24 protein-coding genes are annotated in these 24,256 nt (G+C 68.6%); 15 read left to right on the top strand and 9 right to left on the bottom strand.

Annotated elements, in window-relative coordinates; all coding sequences use genetic code 11:
* Positions 1 to 140 precede the first annotated feature (140 nt).
* The 3 genes from GOHSU_RS03110 (at position 141) to GOHSU_RS03100 (ending at position 2,866) form a co-directional block, all read left to right on the top strand.
* On the top strand, positions 141 to 446 hold the full coding sequence (locus tag GOHSU_RS03110; protein WP_005936707.1) for a hypothetical protein: 306 nt from the start codon (positions 141 to 143) through the stop codon (positions 444 to 446).
* A 147-nt stretch (positions 447 to 593) separates the two neighbouring features.
* Positions 594 to 1,748 (top strand): sensor histidine kinase, encoded by a 1,155-nt coding sequence (locus GOHSU_RS16185; protein ID WP_005936704.1) that lies wholly within the window; start codon positions 594 to 596, stop codon positions 1,746 to 1,748.
* Positions 1,749 to 1,801: 53 nt separating this feature from the next.
* A complete protein-coding gene (locus tag GOHSU_RS03100) occupies positions 1,802 to 2,866 on the top strand; it encodes a DUF8320 family protein (protein ID WP_155820901.1) in 1,065 nt (354 codons plus the stop codon).
* A gap of 115 nt (positions 2,867 to 2,981) precedes the next feature.
* Here GOHSU_RS03100 and GOHSU_RS03095 read toward each other — a convergent pair whose 3' ends face one another.
* On the bottom strand, positions 2,982 to 3,512 hold the full coding sequence (locus GOHSU_RS03095) for an MTB12 C-terminal domain-containing protein (protein WP_005936699.1): 531 nt from the start codon (positions 3,510 to 3,512) through the stop codon (positions 2,982 to 2,984).
* Between the two features lie 245 nt (positions 3,513 to 3,757).
* On the opposite strand from GOHSU_RS03095, the gene GOHSU_RS03090 reads away from it, so the two are divergent.
* The 9 genes from GOHSU_RS03090 to GOHSU_RS03050 all read left to right on the top strand — a co-directional run bounded on the left by GOHSU_RS03090 (position 3,758) and on the right by GOHSU_RS03050 (position 10,321).
* On the top strand, positions 3,758 to 4,432 hold the full coding sequence (locus GOHSU_RS03090) for a response regulator transcription factor (protein ID WP_035739893.1): 675 nt from the start codon (positions 3,758 to 3,760) through the stop codon (positions 4,430 to 4,432).
* Between the two features lie 12 nt (positions 4,433 to 4,444).
* Positions 4,445 to 5,680: a sensor histidine kinase gene (locus tag GOHSU_RS03085; RefSeq protein ID WP_005936695.1), complete on the top strand. Its 1,236-nt coding sequence runs from the start codon at positions 4,445 to 4,447 to the stop codon at positions 5,678 to 5,680.
* Positions 5,677 to 6,714, top strand: a complete 1,038-nt coding sequence (locus tag GOHSU_RS03080) for a DUF8320 family protein (RefSeq protein WP_005936692.1) — start codon at positions 5,677 to 5,679, stop codon at positions 6,712 to 6,714. Before GOHSU_RS03085 ends, GOHSU_RS03080 begins: the two co-directional genes overlap by 4 nt.
* A 310-nt stretch (positions 6,715 to 7,024) precedes the next feature.
* Positions 7,025 to 7,393, top strand: coding sequence for a response regulator transcription factor (locus GOHSU_RS03075; RefSeq protein ID WP_005936690.1), 369 nt, complete (start codon positions 7,025 to 7,027; stop codon positions 7,391 to 7,393).
* A gap of 114 nt (positions 7,394 to 7,507) precedes the next feature.
* Positions 7,508 to 8,584, top strand: a complete 1,077-nt coding sequence (locus GOHSU_RS03070; RefSeq protein WP_005936687.1) for an MBL fold metallo-hydrolase — start codon at positions 7,508 to 7,510, stop codon at positions 8,582 to 8,584.
* 281 nt (positions 8,585 to 8,865) lie between these two features.
* Positions 8,866 to 9,234, top strand: a complete 369-nt coding sequence (rplN, locus tag GOHSU_RS03065) for a 50S ribosomal protein L14 (protein ID WP_005936684.1) — start codon at positions 8,866 to 8,868, stop codon at positions 9,232 to 9,234.
* A gap of 1 nt (position 9,235) precedes the next feature.
* The gene (gene rplX / locus GOHSU_RS03060; protein WP_005936682.1) at positions 9,236 to 9,553 is read left to right on the top strand and encodes a 50S ribosomal protein L24; all 318 of its coding nucleotides are present in this window, start codon (positions 9,236 to 9,238) and stop codon (positions 9,551 to 9,553) included.
* 2 nt (positions 9,554 to 9,555) lie between these two features.
* The gene (rplE, locus tag GOHSU_RS03055; RefSeq protein ID WP_005936680.1) at positions 9,556 to 10,134 is read left to right on the top strand and encodes a 50S ribosomal protein L5; all 579 of its coding nucleotides are present in this window, start codon (positions 9,556 to 9,558) and stop codon (positions 10,132 to 10,134) included.
* Between the two features lies 1 nt (position 10,135).
* Positions 10,136 to 10,321 (top strand): type Z 30S ribosomal protein S14, encoded by a 186-nt coding sequence (locus GOHSU_RS03050; RefSeq protein ID WP_005936679.1) that lies wholly within the window; start codon positions 10,136 to 10,138, stop codon positions 10,319 to 10,321.
* Positions 10,322 to 10,665: 344 nt separating this feature from the next.
* Here the strand turns inward: GOHSU_RS03050 and GOHSU_RS03040 are convergent, their stop codons facing one another.
* Together GOHSU_RS03040 and GOHSU_RS03035 are read right to left on the bottom strand one after the other, a co-directional pair.
* Positions 10,666 to 11,247: a hypothetical protein gene (locus tag GOHSU_RS03040; protein WP_035739892.1), complete on the bottom strand. Its 582-nt coding sequence runs from the start codon at positions 11,245 to 11,247 to the stop codon at positions 10,666 to 10,668.
* 38 nt (positions 11,248 to 11,285) lie between these two features.
* On the bottom strand, positions 11,286 to 11,522 hold the full coding sequence (locus tag GOHSU_RS03035; protein WP_005936675.1) for a DUF5652 family protein: 237 nt from the start codon (positions 11,520 to 11,522) through the stop codon (positions 11,286 to 11,288).
* Between the two features lie 288 nt (positions 11,523 to 11,810).
* Here GOHSU_RS03035 and GOHSU_RS03030 point away from each other — a divergent pair, with 288 nt between their 5' ends.
* The 3 genes from GOHSU_RS03030 (at position 11,811) to ppsA (ending at position 15,626) form a co-directional block, all read left to right on the top strand.
* Positions 11,811 to 12,449 (top strand): DUF6230 family protein, encoded by a 639-nt coding sequence (locus GOHSU_RS03030; RefSeq protein ID WP_005936673.1) that lies wholly within the window; start codon positions 11,811 to 11,813, stop codon positions 12,447 to 12,449.
* 9 nt (positions 12,450 to 12,458) lie between these two features.
* Entirely contained in the window at positions 12,459 to 13,175 is a 717-nt protein-coding gene (locus GOHSU_RS17055; RefSeq protein WP_024332749.1) for a DUF6114 domain-containing protein, read from the top strand.
* Positions 13,176 to 13,301: 126 nt separating this feature from the next.
* Positions 13,302 to 15,626 carry a phosphoenolpyruvate synthase gene (ppsA, locus tag GOHSU_RS03020; RefSeq protein ID WP_005936669.1) on the top strand — a complete coding sequence of 775 codons (2,325 nt, stop codon included), beginning with the start codon at positions 13,302 to 13,304 and terminating at the stop codon, positions 15,624 to 15,626.
* 177 nt (positions 15,627 to 15,803) lie between these two features.
* On the opposite strand, the gene GOHSU_RS03015 is transcribed toward ppsA, so the two are convergent.
* Genes GOHSU_RS03015 through GOHSU_RS02990 form a run of 6 tightly spaced genes read right to left on the bottom strand, consistent with a single transcriptional unit; the run spans position 15,804 to position 24,226 of the window.
* Positions 15,804 to 16,148 (bottom strand): cupin domain-containing protein, encoded by a 345-nt coding sequence (locus GOHSU_RS03015; RefSeq protein ID WP_005936667.1) that lies wholly within the window; start codon positions 16,146 to 16,148, stop codon positions 15,804 to 15,806.
* Between the two features lie 4 nt (positions 16,149 to 16,152).
* Positions 16,153 to 17,385, bottom strand: a complete 1,233-nt coding sequence (locus GOHSU_RS03010; protein WP_005936664.1) for an MFS transporter — start codon at positions 17,383 to 17,385, stop codon at positions 16,153 to 16,155.
* On the bottom strand, positions 17,382 to 18,128 hold the full coding sequence (narI, locus tag GOHSU_RS03005; protein ID WP_005936661.1) for a respiratory nitrate reductase subunit gamma: 747 nt from the start codon (positions 18,126 to 18,128) through the stop codon (positions 17,382 to 17,384). The genes GOHSU_RS03010 and narI overlap by 4 nt, the downstream gene beginning before the upstream one ends.
* Before the next feature lie 7 nt (positions 18,129 to 18,135).
* Complete coding sequence (gene narJ / locus GOHSU_RS03000; protein WP_005936658.1) at positions 18,136 to 18,846, bottom strand: nitrate reductase molybdenum cofactor assembly chaperone; 711 nt, start codon at positions 18,844 to 18,846, stop codon at positions 18,136 to 18,138.
* On the bottom strand, positions 18,846 to 20,501 hold the full coding sequence (gene narH, locus GOHSU_RS02995) for a nitrate reductase subunit beta (protein WP_005936654.1): 1,656 nt from the start codon (positions 20,499 to 20,501) through the stop codon (positions 18,846 to 18,848). Before narH ends, narJ begins: the two co-directional genes overlap by 1 nt.
* Positions 20,501 to 24,226 (bottom strand): nitrate reductase subunit alpha, encoded by a 3,726-nt coding sequence (locus GOHSU_RS02990; RefSeq protein WP_005936651.1) that lies wholly within the window; start codon positions 24,224 to 24,226, stop codon positions 20,501 to 20,503. Before GOHSU_RS02990 ends, narH begins: the two co-directional genes overlap by 1 nt.
* Between the last annotated feature and the right edge of the window lie 30 nt (positions 24,227 to 24,256).

Genomic DNA, 24,256 nt, shown 5'->3' with positions numbered 1-24,256 from the left:
AGCTGTCACGTGATTTTCGACACAGAAATACGTCGAATCCTTTGCGTGGTCGCAAGCTTCTGAGACACTCTCCTGAGAAAGTCCCCCGTTTGGTGGACACCAAGGATGGGGACGCGTCCCCGCCGACGATGGGTGAGTAGATGACCGACCTCTTTGTGCAGATCGAGGATCGTGCCGTGTCGACGCCGCGGATGACCGCGGTGCGCCTTGACGGTGAGGCCGTGACCTTCGACGCTCTCCATCAGAAGATCACCGAGTACGGCCCCGTCGTCGCTGCGCAGGGACTGTCGCGAGGTGCGGCACTGGCTGCGGCGCTGATGAGTCTGCTGCCGCAGCGAGTTCGCGAACTCTCGCCGGTGGAACAGGGCGAGTGGGTCGCAGCCGCAACGCAGTGGCTGGGTCGGGGTCTCGCCGACGTCGGCAGCCCGCTGGGCGAAGCCGTCTAACCGAACCGCAAAAGCAAAGGGCGGCCCACCGGATTGTGTGGGCCGCCTTTGCTGTGTCGTGCTCTGACAGAATCGCACCTTCGTTCTGTAAGGTTTCTGATCATGCGCTGCACAGCAGGGCTCTTGCCAGGGTGCGAGGGCTGAACGGTGAGCGTTCGGCGCATCCGGAGTGCTGCCGCCATGGGTATAGGCGTGATGTTCCTTCTGACGCCCCTGCTTGGTATCGGCACCATGACCCGCCTCGCGGAGCAGACGGCGGCGTGGTGGACTCCGGTGTGCATCGCCCTGTTCCTTCTTGCCGGGGTGGGGATGATCGCGGCTTCGGCCGACCGGCACTACCACCGACTCGCCACGGCGATGGTCCTCGCTGCGGGTGTGCAGTGGCTGGCGGTGCTTCTCTGGTTCCCCGCCTGGACCGGAGAGTTGGTCGGCACCGACTTCATCAACCCGCTCTGGGTGTCGGCGGCTGCGACCCTGATCGGCGTCGGCCTTGTCACGGTCTTGCCGTATTGGGCGGCCGTGGCATACACCGCGGTCATCCTCACGACCCTTGCTTTCGCGTACAGCCTCGCATACAGCGGCCAAGTCCTGGTTATGGCGGAAGCGATGCGAGCGGTGATCAGCGGCGGGATGATCGGCGTCTTTCTGGCAGTTGTACAGGCAGCGATGTCGGTCGCCAGGAACGTCGATGGAGATCGCGATCGTCTGCTGAGCGCCGCAGCCGGCACTGCGGCACGTGAGGCACGGGCCCTGGAACGAGATCGGATGGATGCGGTGGTGCGTGATGAAGTGATCACCGTCCTGCGGACCGCGCGCGCTGGCTCGCCGGCACGGATCCAGCAGGAGCAGGCGGTGGCGGCGCTGACCGCGCTGGAAGGAAGCGCGCGCGAGCGCCCGCCGACGGTATCCCCGGAGATGGCATATCGCCGGTTGCGTCAAATGGTGGTCGATTACAGCGACCGTATCGAGGTGATACTGGAGGTGGATCCGGCCGCCGGCGACTATCCGTTGGCGGCTGTCGACGCGATGATCGGGGCCACCAGCGAGGCGGTGGTGAACAGCCTTCAACACGCCGGACCGGACGCCTCCCAGGTCGTGGTCGGTCAGTTCGGTCCAGAGAGCATCCGAGTGCGGGTGGTCGATGACGGGACCGGGTTCAATCCGGATCGAGTGCCGGGAGACCGGATGGGTATCGCGGCAGGAATCCGGAAGCGAATGCAGCAGATCCCCGGTGGGAGAGCCGTGATCGACAGCGCAGTGGGCGACGGCACGATGGTGTCGCTGGAATGGCGGCACCGATGACCGACAACGCCAGCGCTATTCACGCGCATCCTCCGAGAGCCGAGGGTGCGGATGTGCGTGCACCGGCGTCGGGAGTGCCGGATCTACCGACTCTTCTGGGTTTGCGGTCGCCGATCGTCGCATTCTCGATCACCTTGCTTGCGATCGGCTACACGGTGGTCATCGCCAGCACCGCCGGGGCCGAGGTGATCGAGAGCTTCTGGACGGCACAGCTGTCCGCTTTGGCGCTGGCATTGGCAGCGATCGCAACCAGTCTGCTGATCCCTGCTGATCCGTTGCCGGTCTGGTCGGGGGTCATCTTGGTGCTCGCCGCGCTAGCGGCCTTGGCGCTGGCCTGGTGGCACCTGCCCGGCGACGGTGGACAGTGGTGGATGCAGATGACCGCACCCCCGGCGATGACAGCCATCGTCGCCGGCTTCATGGCGTTGCGCGGGCGCAGCGGACTGGCTTGGCTGACGCTGGCCGGTTCCCTCGGCGTGGCGGCGGTCTGGACGGTGGATCACGGTGCACCGCTGAGTCAGATGATGCCGATGACCAATCGGGTACTCACCACGGTGCTGCCGGCGACGATCATCGCGCTGATGGTGCGGCCGTTGATGACACTGATGGGTGCGCTGCGCGAGCGGGAGATGGAGGCGGTCGCCGTCGAGGCGGCGTCTGCGGCCACGCTCGCCGAACGCGACGGCCGGCTGTCGATGTTGGAAAACGATGCCCGGCCGCTGCTGGAGCAGTTCGCGGCCGGCGAACCGCTGAGCGAAGACCAGGCACTGACGGCCCGGCTGATCGAGAACACGCTGCGCGATGAGGTTCGCGGCCGCGGCTGGACCAGCGAAGGGGTGCGGTGGGCGGTGCGTAACGCCCGTTCACGCGGGGCGCAGGTCCACCTGCTCGACGACGGTGGACTGGACCTGGACCGGCTCACCGCCCGCGAGGCCGACACACTGCACGGTGAACTGATCCGCACCGTCACCGAGCTGGAGTCCGGAACGGTGATCGCCCGCATTCTGCCGCCGGGCCGCGATGCGGTCGCCATGCTGACCGTGATCGACGGTGAGGTCCAGCATCGGTGGATCTGCCAGGTGGCGCCGGTCGGGTTGCATTGGGCCCCGGCCGATTAGAGCCGACCCTCGGCACCCCCGCATCTCCGCCGGACAGGCGCCCGCAGATGCGGAACGCCGCGCCGCTCCGTGGAGGAACGACGCGGCGCTCGGTCGCGAAGTGACGGCTACCGGGTCAGCGGCGCTCGGCCATGCTTGACAGCTGGGTCACGGCATCGGCCGACAGCTTCCAGTCGTCGCCGACCTTGACGTACACCAGGTCCAGGTCGATCGGATCGGGTGCGTGCGGCGAAGCCACAGCCACGGTCACGGTAGCGGCGTCGTTGCCGTCGACCTTGTCGGTGGACTTCACGGACTTCACGGTGAAGATGTCCGGGGTGTAGCCGGCCCGCGAGGCGCCCTTGGCGAAGCCGGTGATGGCCTGCTCGGTGCCCGGGGTGCTCACGTCGACCACATCGCCGATCTGGTCCGACGGGGTGTCGGGGTCGACGGCGGTGCGCACGATCTCCTGTGCCTTCGAGACGTCCAGGCCCTGCACGGCAGCCTGGGCCGAATCGGCTGCGGACGAGGCGGCCTCGGTTGCCGAGCTCGCTGCGCTGCTGACGGCCTCCTTGGTGTCGTCGCTGGAGCAGCCGGTCAGGGCGATCGCCGCACCGGCGGCCAGGGCCGCCGCTGCCAGCACGGGCTTACGCAAAGTCTTCTGCATCTTCAGTCCTCCTCTGGACGTGTCAGGTGACCCTAACCTACCGCGCGGAGGCGCGCCCGGCGAGACCCGGCCCACTGTCCCTGTTTTGGGGGAACCGGATTCGCCAATTCGCGCCGAGTCGGTCAACTGTCCGAGCCGCTCGATAGAATCAGCGCGAAGACCGAGTCGGAGACGACATGGAATCTCAGGCGACGCGGCAACGCCGTCGCCAGCAGTGATAGGGGCGGGGCGTGGACGATAAGGAAATGGGGACGCCTGCGGCGCCGGACGAGGTGGTCCGGGTCGGCATGGTCGACGATCACCGGGCGCCGGTGTGGGGGATCGAACGGATCCTCGAAGACGTCGACGATCTGGTCCTGGTGGCCTCGGCGGCGACCGTGGCCGATCTGCTGGCCCAGACCACTGATCTGGATGTGGTGATTCTGGATCTGCGGCTGGGGGACGGGACCTCGCCGCGGGAGAATGTCGCGCGGCTGGCCGAACACGGCATCGGCACCGTCGTCTACACCTCTGGCGAGCACCCGGACCTGTTGCGCTCGGCGGCCCGCGCAGGAACCCTCGGCGTGGTCCTCAAATCCGCGCCGGAGGAGGAGATCCTCGGTGCTGTGCGCGCCGGCGGCCGCGGCCAGGAGGTGCTCACCACCGAGTGGGCCGCCGCCATCGACGGTGACCCCAATCTGGATGCGGTGGCATTGAGCCCGCAGTTGCAGCGGGTCCTGACCCTGTACGCCTCCGGCGGCACCTCGGTCAGCGTCGGCGAGGAACTCGGCGTGGCCGCGGACACCGTCAACGAGTATCTTAAGCGGATCCGGCAGAAGTACGCCGACGCCGGCCGGCCCACCCGCACCAAACTGGACCTGTTCAAACGCGCCGTCGAAGACGGCTGGCTGCCGATGCCGCACCGGTCGCGGCCGGACTAGCGGTCCGTTCCGATGGACTCGTCTGCGATAACGCAGGATCGCTGGACGCCGTACCGTCGGCCGCCGGAGCGAGGGGGAGCCGAGGACGCCCGCATCGCCACGGTGATGGCGCGCTTCATCGGCGTCGGCTTCGCCGCCTACTTCCTGATCACGATCCCCGCGCTGGGGCAGCCGCCCGGTCTGGTCGCGCCCTGGTTCACGCCGATCGCGGTGGTCCTGGCCTTCGGGCCCGGCTTCACTCTGCTGGTCGTGGCTTCGGTGTCGACGGGGCAGCGGTACCTGCAGCCGCTGGTGTACTCGTGCGCGGCCGGCTATCTGCTGGCCGGTCTGCTGTGGTTTGCCGCCTGGTCCGGTGAGCCGGTGGCCGACGTACGAGTCTCCTGGCTGAGTACCTTCGCGGGCCTGCCGGCCATGGCGGTGGCGCTGTACCGGCTGCGGGCAGCACTGGTCACGCTGGTGCTGTGCTCGGCGTTGAACGCGGCGATCACCGCGGCCGGGCGCACCGACGACGTCGTCGACACCACGGTGATCAGCGAAGCGGCCTGGACAGTCCTGTTCACCGTGTCGTTCGTCGTGGTCACCGCGCTGGTGGTGCGGATGGGCGGGATCCTGGATCGCACCCGCGCCGCCGCGGTCGCCGCGGCCACCGCCTCGGCCTCGGCCGCCGCCCGCAACTCCGAACGCTCCCGCATCGATGCGCTCATCCATGACCGGGTGATCGCCACTCTGGTCGCCGCCAAAGGGCACCCCGACGATCCGCGCCTGCCTCGACAGGCACGCGATGTCCTCGGCGAACTCGACGAACTGGCCGCGGCAGAGGGGGTGATCGACGGGCAGCTGAGCGTGAACGAGGCGGTCGCGCGGATGCGGACCCTGGCTGCGACCATCGACGCGGACGTGCCGATCGGAGTGCATGCGCCGGAACAGCTAGACCGCACCGTCGCGCGCTACCCCGAGCCGGTGATCCGGGCGATGACCGAGGCGATGGGCGAGGCGCTGCGCAACTCGGTGCTGCACGCCGGACCCGATGCCGAACGGGTGATCCTGATCGAGCCCGCCGAGGAGCAGATCGCGGTGTCGGTCGCCGACAACGGTGTCGGCTTCGATCCGGCGCAGGTGCCGCCGGAAAGGCTCGGGATCAGGGTGAGCATCCGGTCCCGGCTGGCCGAGGTGCCCGGCGCCAGCGCACAGATCCAGAGCACCGTGGGCCGCGGCACCGTCGTACGGCTTGACTGGAGCAGGCCGTGAGCGCCCCGCCGGTAGGGCTCCGGCTGCCGGGGATGTACCTGCTGGCCGCGGGTGTCGTGGCCGGTTCCACCGTTCTGGGGCTGGCCTCAGCCGGAGTGGTCCACCCGTGGCTGTATCTGCTGGCGATGGGACTCGACGCGGTGGCCGCGCTGGTCCTGCTGGCCGCACCGGGCGATCCCCTCCGATGGCCGGCCACCGCGGTCTGCGTGACACTGCCGGTGATCGGGCTGGTGCTGGTGGCCTTCGCCACCACCGCCGAACCGAACTGGGCCTCGGCCACGGCCTCGGGAATGCTGGCCATCGTCTTCGGCTTCGTCTGTGTGCGCGGACGGGTGTGGGTGGTCTGGCCGGTCTTCGTCGTCGCCACCGCACTGGTCGTGGTGCTCGACCGGGTCCGTGCTCCCGCGCCCTCATTGATCGATGCGCTGGCGCCGAACTTCGCGGTGCTGCTGATGGCGACCTTCTTCGCCGCGATCGTGCGGCCCCGCGCCCGCCAGATCTATGCGCTCAGCGCGCAGGCCGAACGCCAGAGCGCAGCGGCGGCGGCCCAGCAGGCGGCGCTGGCGGTGCGTGACCAGCAACTGGAGTATCTGGGGCAGCGCGCTCGTCCCCTGCTCGAGCGGATCTCCTCGGGCCGCGCGCTGGATGCCGACGTCATCGTGCGCTGCGGTCTGGTCGAGGCGAATCTGCGCGATCGGATCCGCGCTCCGGGCCTGGACGTGCCGGAGGTGGCGGCGGCCGCCTGGGACGCTCGTGCCCGTGGAGCCCGGGTGGTATTGCTCGACGACCACGACTGGACCCTGGTGGCGCCGGCGGAGCATTCGGCTCCCACGGAACTGCTCGGGCCGTTGCGCCAGGACGCCGTCGCCGCACTGAAGCGGTCCGGTGCGCACAGCAGTGTGACAGTGCGGATCCTGCCCGCCGGCCGGGACCTGCTGGCGACCATCGCCGTGGATGCACCAGACCACCGCAGTCGCCGAGAGTTCGCGCTGGACGGCCGGGCACGCCGCCGCGGGCCTGAATCGGCTCCGTGATCGAGGCCGAAGGTCCCGAATCGCAGTGGTATAGGTCTCATTTGCCGGATTCGGGTGAGGTGGGCCGCCGGCCGCCCGGCGTCGGCCGGACCGCTGCTGACCAGCGGGTAAGTACCGCCCGGACCGGTGTCGTCTGACCGAACGATTGACCCGGCGCGGTTCACGTGCGCACACGTGTCCCTATTTCTGGGTCTAGTTCGCGGCGCAACCTGTTCCTAACCTGTGAGTTGCCTTTGAGGCGTCGTCTGCCCTGCAGCGAAAACGCAAGGGCACGTTGATATTTGGGTCGGGGAGTGTAAGGGGAACACAGGTGACGGCAGCAGTAACACCGGAGGGCATCGAGTTCGATGCGAGGGGCGTCGCATCCGCGATGCGCGGAACCGGGGCAGCAGCCACATCCGGAATCGTCACCGATATCGCGGCCTTCCGGTCGCAGGACGCACGTCCGCTGAATCGCCCGGCGCTGTCGCGTCGCGAGGTCGAGGTGCTCCTGGCCTGGCTGGCCGCAGACTCGAAGGAAGAGGCCGCAGCCCGGCTGTTCATCTCGGTGTCGACGGTCAGCACGCATGTCTCGCGGATTCGCAACAAGTACAACGCCGTGGACCGGCCGGCGCCGACCAAGGCGCACCTGCTGGCCCGCGCGTTGCAGGACGGGTACACCACCGTCGCCGACTGGTGATCGGGAGATCGGCCCAGTGCCGATCGGCGAAACGAGGGGTGCGACGAGGACCCGCGAGCATCAGGCTCGCGGGTCCTCGTCGTTTCCGCCGGCGCGCCCACTAGGCTCACGGCTATGCGTCGTGTGCTCGTCGTTCTCGGAATGGTCCTGGCTCTGGTCGGTTCGACCGTGGCCGGAGGGGCTCTCCCGGCCGGCCGGGCCGACGCGGCGAGTGAACTGGTGGCCGCCCGCACCGCGGTCTTCGGGGCCACGAACGTGGACCAGGCCACCGGCGCCGTGCGTGCCGACCGCGTCCTGTTCTCCTGGTTCGGGGTGGCCAACTTCGCCGTCGCGATGGGCGGACAGGTGTTCCTGGTCGACGCCTGGGTGCCGAACGTCTACCCCAGGCACGTGCCGACCACCCCGGCGCAGCTGGCGGCGCTCAAGCCGTCGCACATCTTCATCGGGCACGCCCACTTCGACCACGCCGCCGACGCGGTCGACATCGCCCGCGCCTCCGGTGCCCGCCTGGTCGGCTCGGCCGAGCACTGCGGCTTCTTCCGCGGCCAGGACGCGGCCCTGCGCTGCGATGTGGTCAGTGCGGCCGGGGCACGTCCGGCGAGCACCACCACCTACCGGGGGCTGCCTGGCATCGAGGTGACCGCCCTGCGGCACCTGCACTCGCAGATCAAGGCGCCCACCGGGGCGTTGCCGCCGCTGTTGCCGCTGCCGCCGAGCGACAAGCTGCTCACCGATCCGCCCGGCCCGGCCGAACTGGCGCGACTGGCCCCGCACCTGAACGACCCCGAGGGCGGCAGCATGGCCTACAAGTTCACCGTCGGCGGCACCTCGGTCCTGTGGCACGACTCGGTCGGCCCGGTGAGCCACGACCCGGCCGGCCCGGCGATCCTGGCGGCGCTGCGCCGGCTGGGACCGGTGGATCTGCACGTCGGTGCGATCCAGGGATTCAACGAGATCGCCAACGGCCTGCACGATGCGATGGCCTACATCGACGCGGTCGGCGCCACCGTGTTCGTGCCCAGTCACCACGACGACTGGTTCCCGGTCCTGGCCACCCCGGCCACCGGCCGGGAAGCGGCCTTCTTCGCCGCCCTGAAGACGATCGACCATTCCCCGCAGGTTCGGTATCTGCGTGACCCCGCCGACTATCTGAACCCCGATCGGGTCAGCATCCCGGTGAACCGGCCCTGATGGCCGTTCCCGGCATCCGGGCGCGAGCCTGGGGTGCCGGTGCCGCGGGGCGGCGACGTCGTCGTACCGGCAGGTGACCGGATTTGGCGTCGACCTGCACTGACGCCTACACTGAAACGGTTGCCTGCGGTGCGTGCACCGCGAATCGGCTCGTGAACCCACTGGGATTCCGCCCGCGCAAGCGGCGAAATCCCAGGCAGGCGCGTGTTCGGTGGCGACGGACCGTGTACGTCGGGTCGGAAATCCGGCGTACAGAATTAGCCAGGTCAAGGAGACCACTAGTGATTCAGCAGGAATCGCGCGTGCGGGTCGCCGACAACACCGGTGCCAAGGAAGTCCTTTGCATCCGGGTGCTCGGCGGATCCAAGCGCCGCTACGCCGGCGTGGGTGACGTGATCGTCGCCACCGTCAAGGACGCCATCCCCGGCGGCAACGTCAAGAAGGGCGAGATCGTCAAGGCGGTCATCGTGCGCACCGCCAAGGAGCGCCGCCGCCCGGACGGCTCGTACATCAAGTTCGACGAGAACGCTGCCGTCATCCTCAAGAACGAGACCGAGCCGCGTGGCACGCGCATCTTCGGCCCGGTGGGCCGCGAACTGCGCGACAAGCGCTTCATGAAGATCGTGTCGCTGGCTCCGGAGGTGATCTGACATGAAGGTGCACAAGGGTGACACCGTGATCGTCATCGCGGGTAAGGACAAGGGCGCCAAGGGCAAGGTGATCGAGTCGTACCCGACCCGTGAGCGCGTGCTCGTCGAGGGCGTCAACCGCATCAAGAAGCACACCGCTGCCTCGGCCAACGAGCGCGGCGCCGAGTCCGGCGGCATCGTGACCCAGGAAGCCCCGATCCACGTCTCGAACGTGATGGTCGTGGACTCCGAGGGCAACCCGACCCGCGTCGGGTACCGGATCGATGAGGAGACCGGCAAGAAGGTCCGCATCTCCCGCAAGACCGGGAAGGACATCTGACAATGACCGCTTCTGAGAAGGTCCAGCCGCGACTGAAGACTCGCTACCGCGAGGAGATCAAGTCCGCGCTCAACTCCGAATTCAACTACGACAACGTGATGCAGATCCCGGGTGTCGTGAAGGTCGTCGTGAACATGGGTGTCGGTGACGCCGCCCGCGACGCCAAGCTGATCAACGGTGCCGTCGCCGACCTGGCGCTCATCACCGGTCAGCAGCCCGAGATCCGTCGTGCCCGTAAGTCCATCGCACAGTTCAAGCTGCGCGAAGGCATGCCGATCGGCGCCCGCGCGACTCTGCGCGGCGACCGCATGTGGGAGTTCCTCGATCGCCTGGTGTCGATCGCGCTCCCGCGTATCCGCGACTTCCGCGGCCTGAGCGATCAGCAGTTCGACGGGAACGGCAACTACACCTTCGGCCTGAACGAGCAGTCGATGTTCCACGAGATCGATATCGATTCGATCGACCGCCCCCGCGGTATGGACATCACCGTCGTCACCTCGGCCACCAACGACGAGGAAGGCCGCGCGCTGCTCAAGGCGCTGGGCTTCCCGTTCAAGGACTCGAACGCGAAGGACAACTGACATGGCAAAGAAGGCGCTGCGGATCAAGGCCGCCAAGAAGCCGAAGTTCAAGGTGCGTGGCTACACGCGCTGCAACAAGTGCGGGCGTCCGCACTCGGTGTACCGCAAGTTCGGCCTGTGCCGGATCTGCCTGCGCGACATGGCGCACGCCGGCGAACTGCCGGGCGTGCAGAAGTCGAGCTGGTGATCTGACGCCGGTCGATGTGGCCGCCCACCGGTAGCCACTGACGCTTGAACGACGAAGGCTCCGTCTCCCTGCCGGGAGACGGAGCCTTCGTCCATATGTGCGGGTGCCTACTTGAGGCGGTCCTGCTCTTCGCGCTCGAGGCGCTCGCGCTCCTTCTGGCGGGCGCGCTCCTCTTCTTCGATGCGCTGCTCGTGCTCGTCCTTGTTGCTCATCGCGAGATCCTTGCGTTGGGGAAACTTGTCGCCCACGACGGTACGCGGTGACTGTGCGTCCGGCGGCATGCGGTGGGTCCGGTGGACTCGCGGGCTGAGGCAGAGGCGTCAGAACGGGCTGAGGCAGAGGCGTCAGAAAAGGTCGTAGGCGATGTCGGAGACGGTGAAGCCGCGGCCGGTGCCGTCGTTGCGGCAGGTGACCCCGGCGGTCTGATCGATGCTGCAGCTGAAGCCGTTGATCGTCAGCGTCTGCCCGTACGGCAGCACCGGGGCGGTCCGGCCGGACTGCAGCATGAACTCGGGGCTGGAGAACTTGACCAGCTCGGCGGCGCCGGAACCCACCACGGCACCGGTCGGGCGCTGACCGTAGGACAGCGGTGCACCCGCCGGCAGCGGGCCGTGACAGCCCGCATCGGCACGCCGGATCCCGCACTTCCACTTGCCGCTGGCCGAGCTGAAGAAGTAACCGGCTTCGGCGGCGTAGTCGCTGGGATCGGCCGCTGCGGGGGCGGCGGGCTCGGGCGGGGCGGCCGGACCGGAGTCCTGCAGCGGCTGCTGCTCACCGGCGGTCGCCGTGACGATCTCGGTGACCACCACCGGCTCGCCGGACTGGGTACCGGAGCTGCAGGCGGCCGTGGCCGTCACGGAGCCGATCGCCAGCGCGGTCAGCAGCAGGCGCCGCACGCGCCGGGCGGGAGTCGTCGGCAGGGGCATCGTCGTTCCTTCGAAGGTGGAGCCGGGGCGGTCGGGACTCAGGCGTCGGTCGGCCGGCGGCGGCCTCGCAGTAGATAGATCACCGGCAGCACACCCACCGAGTTGACCACCGACAGCCCCAGCGTCCACAACCACTTGGGGCCGGCGACCTGCTCGGCCGGCCGGCCGGCCAGATCGCGGCCTGCCCACGCGCGCAAGCCCGCGTCGACGGCGGTCACCGCGATGATCGCGCTCTTCTGTCCGGTGGTCAGCTGATTCCATGCGGTCTTGAGCATCGGCCCGACTCCCTTTCTGGTGATCCCGGCGGTTCTCTGGTGATCCGGGCGGGGTCCTCACCCCGGCATCGCCACTGTAGTGGCCGGGCGCATCCGGTGATGCGCTCTGTCATCGCGCTGCTTTCGGCGATCCGGTGACGCGCAGCAGCGCGGCGGCGGGGCGCGTTCGGTGCCTGCAGATGCGCAGTTTGCGCCCAAACCGATGGGCGGTTCGGTCAAACAGGTTCTGGCCATTAGACTTGCCAGCGGTAATCCACCGGCCGGGGGCCCGTACGCGGATGAGGCGAGATGAAGGCTAAGCAGAAGAAGACCAAGCGTGTCCGACAAACTCGGCCGAAGATCTTTGTCCCCGCATTGATCCTGGGTCTGGGCGTGACCACGGCGATGGGCGTGGGCATGGTGCGCGGTGACGTGCCCGTGCAGATGGCCGTCTCCGGGGAGAACTTCCAGGCCACCCTCTCGAGCCTGGAAGGCACCGACGTCGCTGTCTACCCGCGCGCGATCGAGACCACCCGCAACGGCCGGATCGAGACCGTGGTGGTGACCATGGGCACGGCCACCCTGACCGATCTGTGCCTGGCGATGTCGGCTCCCAACCTGCCCGGTGTCGGCACCGTGACGATGGTGATCAAGGCGCCCGGCCCGAGCACCAAGGCCATCGACATGATGATGGACGTCGACGGCCTCGGCGCGTCGATGACTCTGACCAACGCCGTCGTCGGCTCGGCCCAGGCCGCCGTCGATTCCGAATCCTCCGAGCTGGCCACCGCCATCGCCGCGCCGTCGGCGTCGATCCTCGACGTCGGCGCCGATGTGCAGGCCATGCGCGCGGCGAAGCTGACCGTCGACGGGGCCAAGGTGAGCCTGAGCCGGGAGGCCAATCCCTGCGGTGGCGTCGCCAGCGGCGACAGCGGCGGCGGGAACTAGCCGGTGGCGGTGAAGGAGAAGTTCGCGACCTTCCGGCGCTGGAAGGTCGGACGGCCCTTCGGGGGTGCGGTCTGCCTGCTGCTCTCGGCGATCCTGCTGGCCCTGCCGTCGGTGAACAACCTGCGGATCGGCGATCTGATCCTGACGGTGTCCACCGTCTCCGGGGTCTCGACGGTGATGCTGTCGGTCCTGATGGCACTGTGCGGCATCGCCGCCCTGGTGTGGCTGCATACCCGGGTGATCGCCGGTATCAGCGCGATGGTGATCGCGCTGGTGGCGTTCCCCGCTGCCAACTTCGGCGGGTTCATCGTCGGAACACTGCTCGGTGTGGTCGGGGCCGCCCTGGTTCTGGCCTGGCGCCCGCTGCCCGACGACGCTGGTGCCAACGACGACGCTGGTTCGTCCGGCGACGCGGTGGCTGTTGCTGACGGCGGCGTCGTCGACTCCGGCGGAACCGCGGAGTCCGGCAGCGTCGTCGAGGAAGAGACGACTGAAACGGTGGTGCTTCCGGGCCCGGACACCGGTGTGAGCGAGGCGGTCACCGAGACCATGGTGGTGGTGCAGGAGCCGGCCGACGGGGCCAGCGCCGCCGAGCAGGACGCACCAGCAGACGGTGCTGCCGCCCACAACGTTGTTGCCGAGGACAGCGCTGCCGATCAGGGCGCCGGCGACCAGAGTGCGGCCGCCGATGAGGGCGATCCCGCCGACGGCACGCCCGCCGGCTGAGCGAACCGATCCGAGGAATCCGGGGACTTTTGCCCCATGCCCGCCCCGCACCGCGTCTGTAGTGTGGATCACATCGACGGCCCGGAGTGATCGGGATCGTCGGGGTTCGGTGATCCAAGGGGAGGGGTGCCGGTGGCACAGCAATGGGTTCGCTCACTCGAAGAGCTCGGTCTGCGCGATGCGCCGACCGTCGGAGGTAAGGGAGCCAATCTCGGGGAGCTGATCCGCGGCGGCTTCCCGGTACCCGGCGGTTTCGTCGTCACCAAACAGGCCTATCTGGCCGCGATGGATGCGGCCGGGCTCCGTGAGGAGCTGGCTGCTGCGGCGTGGCCCCCGGACGGCATGACCGAACACGAACTGCTCGAGCGTGCCGACCAGTTGCGTGCTCGCGTGGCCGCGGCGCCGGTGCCCGAGGACATCGCGGCGTCGATCGTGGAGGCCTACGGGCGGCTCGGTGACGACCGCCGGGTCGCGGTGCGCTCGTCGGCCCCGTCGGAGGATGCCGCCGACACCTCGTTCGCCGGCATCCACGACAGCTTCACCGATATCGAGGGCGGCGATCACCTGATCGAGGCGATCGTGCGCTGCTGGATGTCGCTGTGGTCGGCGCGGGCGATGACCTACCGCAAGGTCCAGCACGTCGACGTGGAGCCGTCGGTGGCGGTGGTGGTGCAGCTGATGGTCGACTCGGTGAGCGCGGGCGTGATGTTCACCGTCGACCCGCTGACCGGCGACCAGAACCAGATGATGATCGAGGCCGCCCTGGGCCTCGGCGAGGTGGTGGTCGGCGGCCAGGTCGAACCGGACACCTATGTGGTGAGCAAGGGTCCGCCGCGCGAGGTGGTCAGCGCGCACCTGGGCGCCCAGGAATTCCAGTTCGTCGCCGGCCAGTCCGCCGACGAGATCCCCGAAGCGATCGCCGAGGCCGACCGCGGCCGGCGCGTGCTGACCGAAGAGCAGGTCCTGGCGGTCGCCGACGTCGGTGTGCGCGCCGAGGAACACTACGGTGCGCCGCAGGATATGGAGTTCTCGTTCTGCCTGCCCGCCGACGGCGACGAGTCGAACCTGCAGCTGTTCATCGTGCAGTCGCGGCCGATCACCACCCTTGGCGGCGACGGCGGAGCGACGGACGCCGACGACGGCGCCGGCAGCGGTGAGCCGCTGGTGACCGGACTGGGCGCTAGCCCCGGGGTGGCCAGCGGGCGGGTACGGATTATGCACGAGGTGTCCGACGCGGGCAGCCTCGACGACGGCGACGTTCTGGTCGCACCGATGACGCGGCCGGACTGGCTGCCGGTGCTGCGGCGCGCGTCGGCGATCGTCACCGACGGCGGCGGGATCACCTGCCACGCGGCGATCGTCGGACGCGAGCTCGGCAAACCGGTGGTGGTCGGCGCACGTGGAGCTACAGGCACCCTGACCGAGGGTGCTCTCGTAACGGTGGATGGCAGCGCGGGCACGATCTCGGCGGGGGCTCCGGCGCCTGCCGAGGTACGGCCGCTGCCGTCCGCTGACCCTGCCGCCGGTGCCGCGTCGCCGGCGCGGGAAGTGACCGCGACCCGGGTCTACGTCAACCTGGCGACCCCCGATTCCGCGGCGGAGGTGGCGGCGATGGATGTCGACGGCGTCGGCCTGCTGCGCGCGGAGTTCATGATCACCGAAGCGCTGGAGGGCCTGCACCCGGCCCGCCTGCTCGCCCAGGGCCGACGTAGCGAATACGTGGAGAAGATGGCCAAGGGAGTCTCGGCGATCGCCGGGGCGTTCGGCGACCGGCCGGTGGTCTACCGGGCCATCGATCTGCGCTCCAACGAGTTCGCCGCACTCGAGGGCGGCGACGTCGAACCGGTCGAAGACAATCCGATGATCGGCTACCGCGGCTGCTACCGGTACATCCGCGAACCCGAACTGTTCCGGCTCGACCTGGACGTCCTGCAGGCCGTGCGGCGCCGGCACCGGAACGTGCACCTGATGATCCCGTTCGTGCGGACCAAATGGGAGCTGACCGAAGCTCTGGCGCTGCTCGACGCATATCCCCTCGGCGGCGACCGCGGTATGAAGCGGTGGATCATGGCCGAGGTCCCCTCGGTGGTGTACTGGCTGCCCGAATACGCGCGGCTGGGGATCGACGGGGTGTCCATCGGCTCCAACGATCTGACGCAGCTGGTGCTCGGGGTGGACCGGGACTCCGAGGTCTGCAAGGAACTGTTCGACACCCGCGACGGCGCCGTGCTCGATGCGATCGACCAGATCATCGATCGGGCCACCGCCGCGGGGTTGACCACCTCGCTGTGCGGGCAGGCGGTGTCGCTGTATCCCGAGCTGGCCGAGCATCTGGTGCGCCGCGGCATCACCTCGGTGTCGGTGACCCCCGATACCGCGGCACGGACCCGGCGCAATGTCGCCGTGGCCGAACGGGCGATCCTGCTCGACGCGGCGCGTCGTCGCGACTGATCGCCTGCTGCGGGTGAGCGAGGCCGCAGAGCGGCTGGTGGTCGCTCGGGACGGCGGGCGGCAGCACCCCGCGGGGACCTCCGAGGCTCGTGACCTCTCTGTGGTCACACCGCTCGGAGAAGGGGTGCGGCGCCGGCAGCAGGAGCAGCGCCGGGCGCCGGACTACAGGGCGCCGGACTACAGGGCGACGGTGAGCAGCACCACCGCGTCGGTGTCGGCGGACAGGCCGTGACGCATGGGCGGGATATCGGTGCGATCCCCGGCGACCAGGGCCGCCTCGCCGCCACCGGTGCCGTCCGGTCCGGCCGGCACGGTCAGGCGCACCTCGCCGCGCAGCACCTGCAGGGTGGCCTCACCGGGACTCTCGTGGTCGTTGAGGGCCTGACCGGCCAGCAGCGCGATCACCGTCTCGCGCAGGCGATCGCCGTGACCGCGGACAGTCTCCGAGGCCCGGCCGGCACGGGCCTCCCGCGCCTGCTCCAGCAGCCGGTCGGCGAGGGTGTACAGGTTGTTCGTCGTCATCGAATCACTTCTTCTCGTTCTCGCTTCGGGCGATGCCGAAGATGGTGAACAGACAGGCCGCGGCGGCGAAGGCCACCAGCAGTCCCAATCCGATTGTGTACGAGTGCGCCGGGGCGTCGTAGGTCGCGCCCATCACCAGCGGCGGGAAGAAGCCGCCGAGGCCGCCGGCGGCGCCGACCAGACCGGTCACCGCGCCGACCCGCGCCGGCGGGGAGGCCAGGGCCACCCAGGCGAACACCGAACCGGCACCCATGCCCATCATGACCGCCATCAGCAGGAAGTCGGCTCCGGCCCACCACGGCATCTCCGGTTTGGTGATCATCCAGACCGCCAGCACCGCCGCGCCGCCGCAGGAGATCGCGGTGATCAGGCGCGGGCCGAATTTGTCCGAGAGCACACCGCCGATCGGGCGGGCGATGACCGCGGCGATGGCGAAGCCGGCCGTGCGGGCGCCGGCCACCTTGAGGTCGTGCATGGAGTAGACGTCGTTCAGGTAGGTCGGCAGGTAGGTGGAGAAGGCGACGAAGCCGCCGAAGGCCGCCGCGTACAGGAAGCTCATCTGCCAGGTGATCGGCAGCTTCAGGGCGTCGACCAGCTTGGGCACCGCCGGATCGGTGTTCGGGGTGAACGACGGTGCATCGCGCATCATCACCCAGCAGATCAGGCCCATGGCGACCAGGGCGACCGCCATGATCACGTGCGTGGGGAAGTAGCCGAACCACTCCCGGAACCGCGGGGTGAAGAACGCCGACAGGGCGGTCCCGCCCATACCGGCGCCGAACAGGCCGGTGGCGAACCCGCGGCGGCTGGGCTGGTACCAGTTGTTCACGAACGGGATCCCGGCGGCGAAGCTGGTGCCGGCGATACCGAGGAAGAAGCCCATGGCTACCATCAGCGGGTACGACTTCATCTCCCCGGCCAGGGCCACCAGCAGCACGAACGGCGCCGAGATGAAGCACAGCGCCGCGAACATCACCCGGCCGCCGAAGCGCGGGGTGAGCACACCCACCGGGATCCGGCCCAGCGAGCCGACCAGAATCGGCACCGCGATGAGCACCGACTTCTGCGCCGGGGACAGGTCCATCTGGTCGGGACGGGCGTAGAAGACGCCCAGCGGGGCGATCAGGTTCCACGCCCAGAAGGTGATCGCGAAGGCCGCGGTCGCCAGGATCAGGTTCCGCCACTGCGCCGAGGAGGTGACTCCCGGGGGTGCGTCGGAGACGGTTGCGGTACTCACTTGCGGTCCTCCGTGCCGATGGGCGCCCAGGCCTTCGACGCCGGCTGCGCGCCGGGCGCGACCGTGACGTCACGGCTCCGGTAGACGATGTACGGGCGGAACAGGTAGTGCAGCGGGGCGGTGAAAATGTGGATCAGCCGGGTGAACGGCACCAGGATGAACATCGCCATCCCCAGCAGCACGTGGATGTGGAAGCGCAGCGGGGCGGCCTCCATCGCCGCGATGTCCGGCTGCAGCGCGAAGATCGACCGGAACCACGGGGACACCGTCTCCCGATAGTTCACGCCCGCACCGTGCGGGTCGATCATGCCCACGATCGTGATGTAGGTGCCGGCCAGGATCGCCGACATCAGCACCGCGTACATCAGCTTGTCGTTGCGGGTGGTGGCGGCGAAGACCGGTCCCACGGTACGACGGCGGTAGACCAGGATCGCCACGCCCACGATGGTGGCGATCGCCGCGATCAGGCCGCCGACGGCGGCGACCCAGTGGTACATGTCCTCGCTGATGCCGACCGCATTGGTCCACGACTCGGGAATGATCAGGCCGATCACATGCCCGACGATCACCAGCAGGATGCCGTAGTGGAACAGCGGCGAACCGATCCGCAGCAGCCGCGACTCGTACAGCTCCGACGACCGCGTCGTCCAGCCGAACTTGTCGTACCGGTACCGCCAGATGGTGCCGCCGATCACCGACAGCAATGCGATGTAGGGGATCACGCCCCACAGGAAGATTCCCATCGCTTCCTCACCTTCCTCGTCGTGCGGGACCGCCGGTCATGGCGGCCATCTCGGTGGTCGTGAACAGCGGCAGCAGCCGGGGATCGCCGGCATCCAGGCCGACGTGCTCGACCGGTGGCGGCTGGCGCAGCGCCAGGGCACTGGCCTTATCGGCCGGGGATTCGCCCGGCAGCGTCGCACACACCGCGACCAGCGCGTGCGCATACGGGGAGTCCTTCTCCTGCAGGGCGAGCCGGATCAGCTCCAGCGAAGCCCGGTGGGAGATCAGCAGCTCCCGGCCGCCGTCGGGGTTCACCCGCGCGGTGAACTCCAGGATCATCGGCAGGTAGTCGGTCAGCTCCCCGCGGGTGTCGACCAGGAAGTCGGATTCGCGGTAGAGCGCCTTGATCTCGGCCAGCGCCCCGCCGCGGCGGCGGGTGTCCCCGTCCGACCAGTAGGTCAGATACAGGGTGTGCCGGCGGGACAGATCGAACAGGTCGATGTAGTCCTGCCGCAGCTGGTCGGGGTCACCGGTGAGCAGATGCTCTACCAGCCGGCGCAGGTCGGCGGTGGGGCCGGTCTGCGGCTGCTGGCTCAGCGCCGATTCCAGCAGCGGCAGCGAGGCCAGCAGCTCGGTGTCGGGGTACTGCAGGCACAGCGACGCCGCCTGATAGAGCACCCGGTGGTCGGCGGACTTGCGGCGCTGCCGTGTCCCCGCGGTGGCGAACGGATTGCGCATCAGTCGTCCTTGGATCCGGTGCCCACCGGGGAGCCGTTGCCGTCCCAGTTGAGCAGATTGACCCGGCGGCGCAGCTGACCCTCGTCGGCGGCGTGATCGCTGGTCTGGCGCTGGCGCAGCGCCTGGAAGGTCTCCACCGACACCGGGGTGGCCCGGCCGCTGGCCTCACCGAACGGACCGGACTCGTACATGCCGGGGCCGTCGTCGTAGTCCAGCGAGCAGCCCATCTCCTCCAGGTTGTGGGCCTGCTCCACGTGCGCGGTCGGGATGACGTACCGGTCCTCGTACTTGGCGATCGCCATCAGGTGGTACATCGCCGTCATCGATTCCTCGTCCATGCCGACCGAGGCCGGGATGAGCGGATTCGGTTCGCGGCCCAGTGCCACATCGCGCATGTAGCTGCGCATGCCGGCCAGCTTGCGCAGCACGTCGTGGATCAGCGAGACGTCACCGGCGGTGAACAGCTCGGCCAGGTACTCCATCGGGATGCGCAGGGTGTCGATCGCGCCGAACAGGTTTTCGGCGGACTCGCCGTCGTGCCCCTGTTCGGTGAGCAGGTCCACGATCGGCGACAGCGGCGGGACGTACCAGACCATCGGCATGGTGCGGTACTCCGGATGCAGCGGCAGCGCGACCTTGTAGGTCTTGGCCAGCGCGTACACCGGGGACCGTTGCGCGGCGTCGATCCAGTCGTCGGGGATCCCGGCCTCGCGGGCCAGGGCGATGATCTCCGGATCCGACGGATCGAGCATCAGGTCCAGCTGGGCCTGGTACAGATCCTGCTCGTTCGGGGTCGAGGCGGCCTCGGTCACCTTGTCCGCGTCGTACAGGAAGATCCCGATGTAACGCAGCCGGCCCACGCAGGTCTCCGAGCACACCGTCGGCTGCCCGACCTCGATGCGCGGGTAGCAGAACGTACACTTCTCGGCTTTGCCGGTGCGGTGGTTGTAGTAGATCTTCTTGTACGGGCAGCCGGTGATGCACTGGCGCCAGCCGCGGCAGCGGTCCTGGTCGACCAGCACGATGCCGTCCTCTTCGCGCTTGTAGATCGCACCGGACGGGCACGAGGCCATGCACGACGGATTCAGGCAGTGTTCGCAGATCCGCGGCAGGTAGAACATGAACGTCTGCTCGAAGGAGAACTTGATCTTGGCCGAAGACTCCTCCCGCAGCTTCTGCAGGATCGGGTCCTGTGCCGCGGTGGCCGCCGAACCGCCCAGGTTGTCGTCCCAGTTGGCCGACCAGGTGATCTTGGTGTCCTCACCGGTGATCAGCGATTTGGGCCGGGCCACGGGGATGTCGTCGCCCAGCGGTGCCGAGATCAGGTTCTCGTAGTCGTAGGTCCACGGCTCGTAGTAGTCCTCGAGCGTGGGCTGGACGGGGCTGGCGAAGATGGTCGCCAGCTTCTGCAGGCGCCCGCCGGTGCGCAGCCGCAGCTGCCCCCGCCGGTTGAGCTCCCAGCCGCCCTTCCACTTCTCCTGATCCTCATAGCGTCGCGGGTAGCCCTGGCCGGGCCGCGTCTCGACGTTGTTGAACCACACGTATTCGGTGCCGGCGCGGTTGGTCCACGCCTGTTTGCAGGTCACCGAACATGTATGACACCCGATGCATTTGTCGAGATTCATCACCATCGCGACTTGAGCCATGACTCGCATCAGTAGGTCACCTCCTGGCTGCGCTTGCGAACGATGGAGACGTTGTCTCGCTGGTTTCCGGTCGGTCCGAGATAGTTGAAGGCGTACGAGAGCTGCGCGTAGCCGCCGATCAGATGCGACGGTTTCACCAGCACGCGGGTCACCGAGTTGTGGATGCCGCCGCGTTTGCCGGTGGCCTCGGATTTGGGTACGTCGATGGTGCGCTCCTGCGCGTGGTGCACATAGGTGACGCCCTCGGGGATGCGGTGGCTCACCACCGCGCGGCCGACGAAGACGCCGTTGTTGTTGACGCACTCGATCCAGTCGTTGTCGACCACATCGATCGCGGCGGCGTCCTCCGGCGACAGCCAGGCCGTGGGCCCGCCGCGCGAGAGCGACAGCATGAACAGGTTGTCCTGGTACTCCGAGTGGATCGACCACTTGTTGTGCGGAGTCAGGTACCGGACCACGATCTCCTTCTCCCCGTTGGGGCCGAGCTTGGGCTCGTTGAACAGCCGATGCATGTCCAGCGGCGGCCGGTAGATCGGCAGGGCCTCACCGATGTCGAGCATCCAGTCGTGGTCGAGGTAGAAGTGCATCCGCCCGGTCAGGGTGTGGAACGGCTTCTCCCGTTCGATGTTCATCGTGAACGGGGCGTACCGTCGCCCGCCGGTCTCGCTGCCCGACCACTCCGGCGAGGTGATCACCGGCTGTGGACTGTCCTGGGTCATCGCGAAGGTGATGCGCTTCTCCTCCGAGCCCAGCGCCAGATCGACGAACTCCTTGCCGGTGTGGCGCTCGAGCTTCTCGAAACCGTCGACGGCCAGTTCGCCGTTGGTGGTGCCAGAGAACATCAAGATGGCCTCGGCCAGCTTCACATCGGTGTCGATCGCCGGGCGCCCGTCGACCACCGAGGTGCCCGATTCGGACATCATGACCCCGTTCTTGGCGGCCAGCTTCGGCATCTGCGAGGCGATGTCGAAGGTGATGTCCTTGACGGTGAACCCGAGCTCGTCAGCCAGCGGTCCCACGGTGGACAGCTTGTCGGCCAGCGCCGTGTAATCACGTTCGACGACGGCGAAGTTCGGCAGGTTCTTCCCGGGCACACCCGGCTTGTCGCCGCCGAGCCAGTCGTCGACGATGCCGTGCGGGTTGGCCGCCTCGGCCGGGGTGTCGTGCTGGTTGGCCACCGACACCAGATCGTGCACGGTGCCCAGATGCTTGACCGACTGCCGCGAGATCTCCTGCGCCAGCAGGTGGAACAGGTCGAAGTCGCTCTTGGCCTCCCACGGCGGATCGATCGCCGGGGTGAAGGCGTGCACAAACGGGTGCATATCGGTGGAGCTCAGGTCGTACTTCTCGTACCAGGTGGCCGCCGGCAGCACGATATCGCTCATCAGCGTGGTCGAGGTCATCCGGAAGTCCGCCGACAGCAGCAGGTCCAGCTTGCCCTCGGGGGCTTGGTCGTGCCATGTCACATCGCGCGGACGCGGGGTCTCGGGCAGCTCCTGGCCGATCACGTTGTGCTGGGTGCCCAGCAGATGCCGCAGGAAGTATTCGTCGCCCTTGGCCGAGGAACCCAGCAGGTTCGAGCGCCACAGGATCAGGGTGCGCGGCCAGTTCTCGGGGGCGTCGACATCGGCGATCGACGGTTCCAGGGAGCCGTCGAACAGCGACTCGGCCACATACTGCGCCGGGTTCTCGGCGGTGCCGGCCTCCACCGCGGCGCGGGCATCCTCGGCCACCTGCAGCGAGTTGGTCTTGAACTGCGGGAAGAACGGCTGCCAGCCCAGCCGCGCGGACTGGGCGATCGCGTCGGCGGTGTGCTCGTGGTTCAGCGACCCCTTCGACAGCGGGGAGGCCAGCGAGCCGGTGGAGTAGCCGTCGCCGCGCCACTGGTCGGTGTGCATGTACCAGAACGACGTGCCCGGCTGGGTACGCGGCGGGCGGGCCCAGTCCAGCGCGTTGGCCAGCGAGATCCAGCCGGTGATCGGCCGGCACTTCTCCTGGCCGACGTAGTGGGCCCAGCCGCCGCCGTTGCGGCCCTGGCAACCGGTGAGCATCAGCAGCGCCAGGATCGCGCGGTAGGTGGCGTCGGCGTGGAACCACTGGCAGATGCCGGCGCCCATGATGATCATCGACCGGCCGCCCGAGTCCAGCGAGTTCTGTGCGAACTCGCGGGCGATGCGGATCGCCGCCTCGGCCGGGACGGAGGTGATCTCTTCCTGCCAGGCCGGGGTGTACGGGGTGTTCACATCGTCGTACCCGGTGGCCCAGTCGCCGGGCAGACCGTCGCGGCCCACGCCGTACTGGGCGAGCATCAGGTCCAGCACCGTGGTGTACAGGCGGCCGTTGATACGCCGGGCCGGGACGCCGCGGCGCAGCACCGAGCCGCTGCCGTCGGGCGCCTCGAAGGCCGGGACGCTGATCTGGACGCGCTCGGCTGCCGGGTCGTCGTACAGGCTCAGCCGCGGCACCACCTCGCCCAGATCCAGGTTCCAGTCGCCCTCCTCGGCCTGCGAGTAGCGGTGGCCGATCGAGCCGCGCGGGGCCACCAGCTCACCGGTGACGTCGTCGAGCAGCACCGTCTTCCACTCGTCGTTCTCGCCGTTGCCCAGCCCGACCTGCTCGGCGGTGAGGAACTTGCCGGGGATCAGGGTCGCGGCGCCCTCGTGCTCGTGATCGTCCAGACCGATCAGGTACGGCAGGTCGGTGTACTGACGGACGTAGCCGTTGAAGAAGTCCGTCGAGGTGTCGACGAAGAACTCCTTGAGGACCACGTGCCCCATCGCCATCGCCAGGGCCGCATCGGTGCCGGCCTGCGCGGGCAGCCATTCGTCGGCGAACTTGGTGTTGTCGGCGTAGTCGGGGGAGACGCTGACCACCTTGGTGCCGCGGTACCGGACCTCGGCCATCCAGTGGGCGTCGGGGGTGCGGGTGACCGGGACGTTGGAGCCCCACATCATCAGGTAGGTCGCATCCCACCAGTCGCCGGACTCGGGGACGTCGGTCTGGTCGCCGAAGACCTGCGGGCTGGCCACCGGCAGGTCGGCGTACCAGTCGTAGAACGACGTCATGACGCCGCCGATCAGCTGGATGAACCGGGTGCCGACGCAGTGGCTGACGATCGACATCGCCGGGATCGGCGAGAAGCCGGTGCAGCGGTCGGGGCCGTAGGTCTTGATGGTGTGCACGTGGGCGGCCGCGGCCATCTCGATGGCCTCGCCCCAGTTGACGCGGACCAGCCCGCCCATGCCGCGGGCGCGCTGGTAGGCGCGTCGTCGTACCGGATCACCGGTCACATCGGCCCACGCCTCGACCGGATCACCGAGGCGCTTCTTGGCTTCGCGGTACATCTCCAGCAGCACCCCGCGCGCGTACGGGTGACGCACCCGGGTGGGGGAGTAGGTGTACCAGGAGAAGGCGGCGCCGCGGGGGCAGCCGCGCGGTTCGTACTCGGGGCGGTCCGGGCCGACGGACGGGTAGTCGGTCTCCTGGGTCTCCCAGGTGATGATCCCGTCCTTGACGTAGACCTTCCACGAACACGAGCCGGTGCAGTTGACACCGTGGGTCGAGCGCACGATCTTGTCGTGACTCCAGCGGTCCCGGTAGAAGACGTCGCCTTCGCGGCCGCCTTCGCGGAAAACGGCGCGTTTGTCCGCGGTCTCGTCCCAGCGGGTGAAGAATCGACCTATGTCGAGGAGTGCCTGCGCCGCGTCGCCCTGAGTTCTAGCTGTGCCCGTCATGGCTCTGACCCTAGGCGTATTTGAACGCAG

The sequence above is a fragment of the Gordonia hirsuta DSM 44140 = NBRC 16056 genome, assembly GCF_000333015.1.
GTDB lineage: Bacteria > Actinomycetota > Actinomycetes > Mycobacteriales > Mycobacteriaceae > Gordonia > Gordonia hirsuta.
This window is presented reverse-complemented; position numbering and strand designations above follow the sequence as displayed.

Coding starts and splice junctions, on each gene's coding strand:
- GOHSU_RS03110 (WP_005936707.1), top strand. CDS start 141: ATGACCGACCTCTTTGTGCAGATCGAGGATCGTGCCGTGTCGACGCCG.
- GOHSU_RS03095 (WP_005936699.1), bottom strand. CDS start 3,512: ATGCAGAAGACTTTGCGTAAGCCCGTGCTGGCAGCGGCGGCCCTGGCC.
- GOHSU_RS03090 (WP_035739893.1), top strand. CDS start 3,758: ATGGGGACGCCTGCGGCGCCGGACGAGGTGGTCCGGGTCGGCATGGTC.
- GOHSU_RS03085 (WP_005936695.1), top strand. CDS start 4,445: ATGGACTCGTCTGCGATAACGCAGGATCGCTGGACGCCGTACCGTCGG.
- GOHSU_RS03070 (WP_005936687.1), top strand. CDS start 7,508: ATGCGTCGTGTGCTCGTCGTTCTCGGAATGGTCCTGGCTCTGGTCGGT.
- rplX (WP_005936682.1), top strand. CDS start 9,236: ATGAAGGTGCACAAGGGTGACACCGTGATCGTCATCGCGGGTAAGGAC.
- rplE (WP_005936680.1), top strand. CDS start 9,556: ATGACCGCTTCTGAGAAGGTCCAGCCGCGACTGAAGACTCGCTACCGC.
- GOHSU_RS03050 (WP_005936679.1), top strand. CDS start 10,136: ATGGCAAAGAAGGCGCTGCGGATCAAGGCCGCCAAGAAGCCGAAGTTC.
- GOHSU_RS03040 (WP_035739892.1), bottom strand. CDS start 11,247: ATGCCCCTGCCGACGACTCCCGCCCGGCGCGTGCGGCGCCTGCTGCTG.
- GOHSU_RS03035 (WP_005936675.1), bottom strand. CDS start 11,522: ATGCTCAAGACCGCATGGAATCAGCTGACCACCGGACAGAAGAGCGCG.
- GOHSU_RS03030 (WP_005936673.1), top strand. CDS start 11,811: ATGAAGGCTAAGCAGAAGAAGACCAAGCGTGTCCGACAAACTCGGCCG.
- GOHSU_RS03015 (WP_005936667.1), bottom strand. CDS start 16,148: ATGACGACGAACAACCTGTACACCCTCGCCGACCGGCTGCTGGAGCAG.
- narI (WP_005936661.1), bottom strand. CDS start 18,128: ATGGGAATCTTCCTGTGGGGCGTGATCCCCTACATCGCATTGCTGTCG.
- narJ (WP_005936658.1), bottom strand. CDS start 18,846: ATGCGCAATCCGTTCGCCACCGCGGGGACACGGCAGCGCCGCAAGTCC.
- narH (WP_005936654.1), bottom strand. CDS start 20,501: ATGCGAGTCATGGCTCAAGTCGCGATGGTGATGAATCTCGACAAATGC.
- GOHSU_RS02990 (WP_005936651.1), bottom strand. CDS start 24,226: ATGACGGGCACAGCTAGAACTCAGGGCGACGCGGCGCAGGCACTCCTC.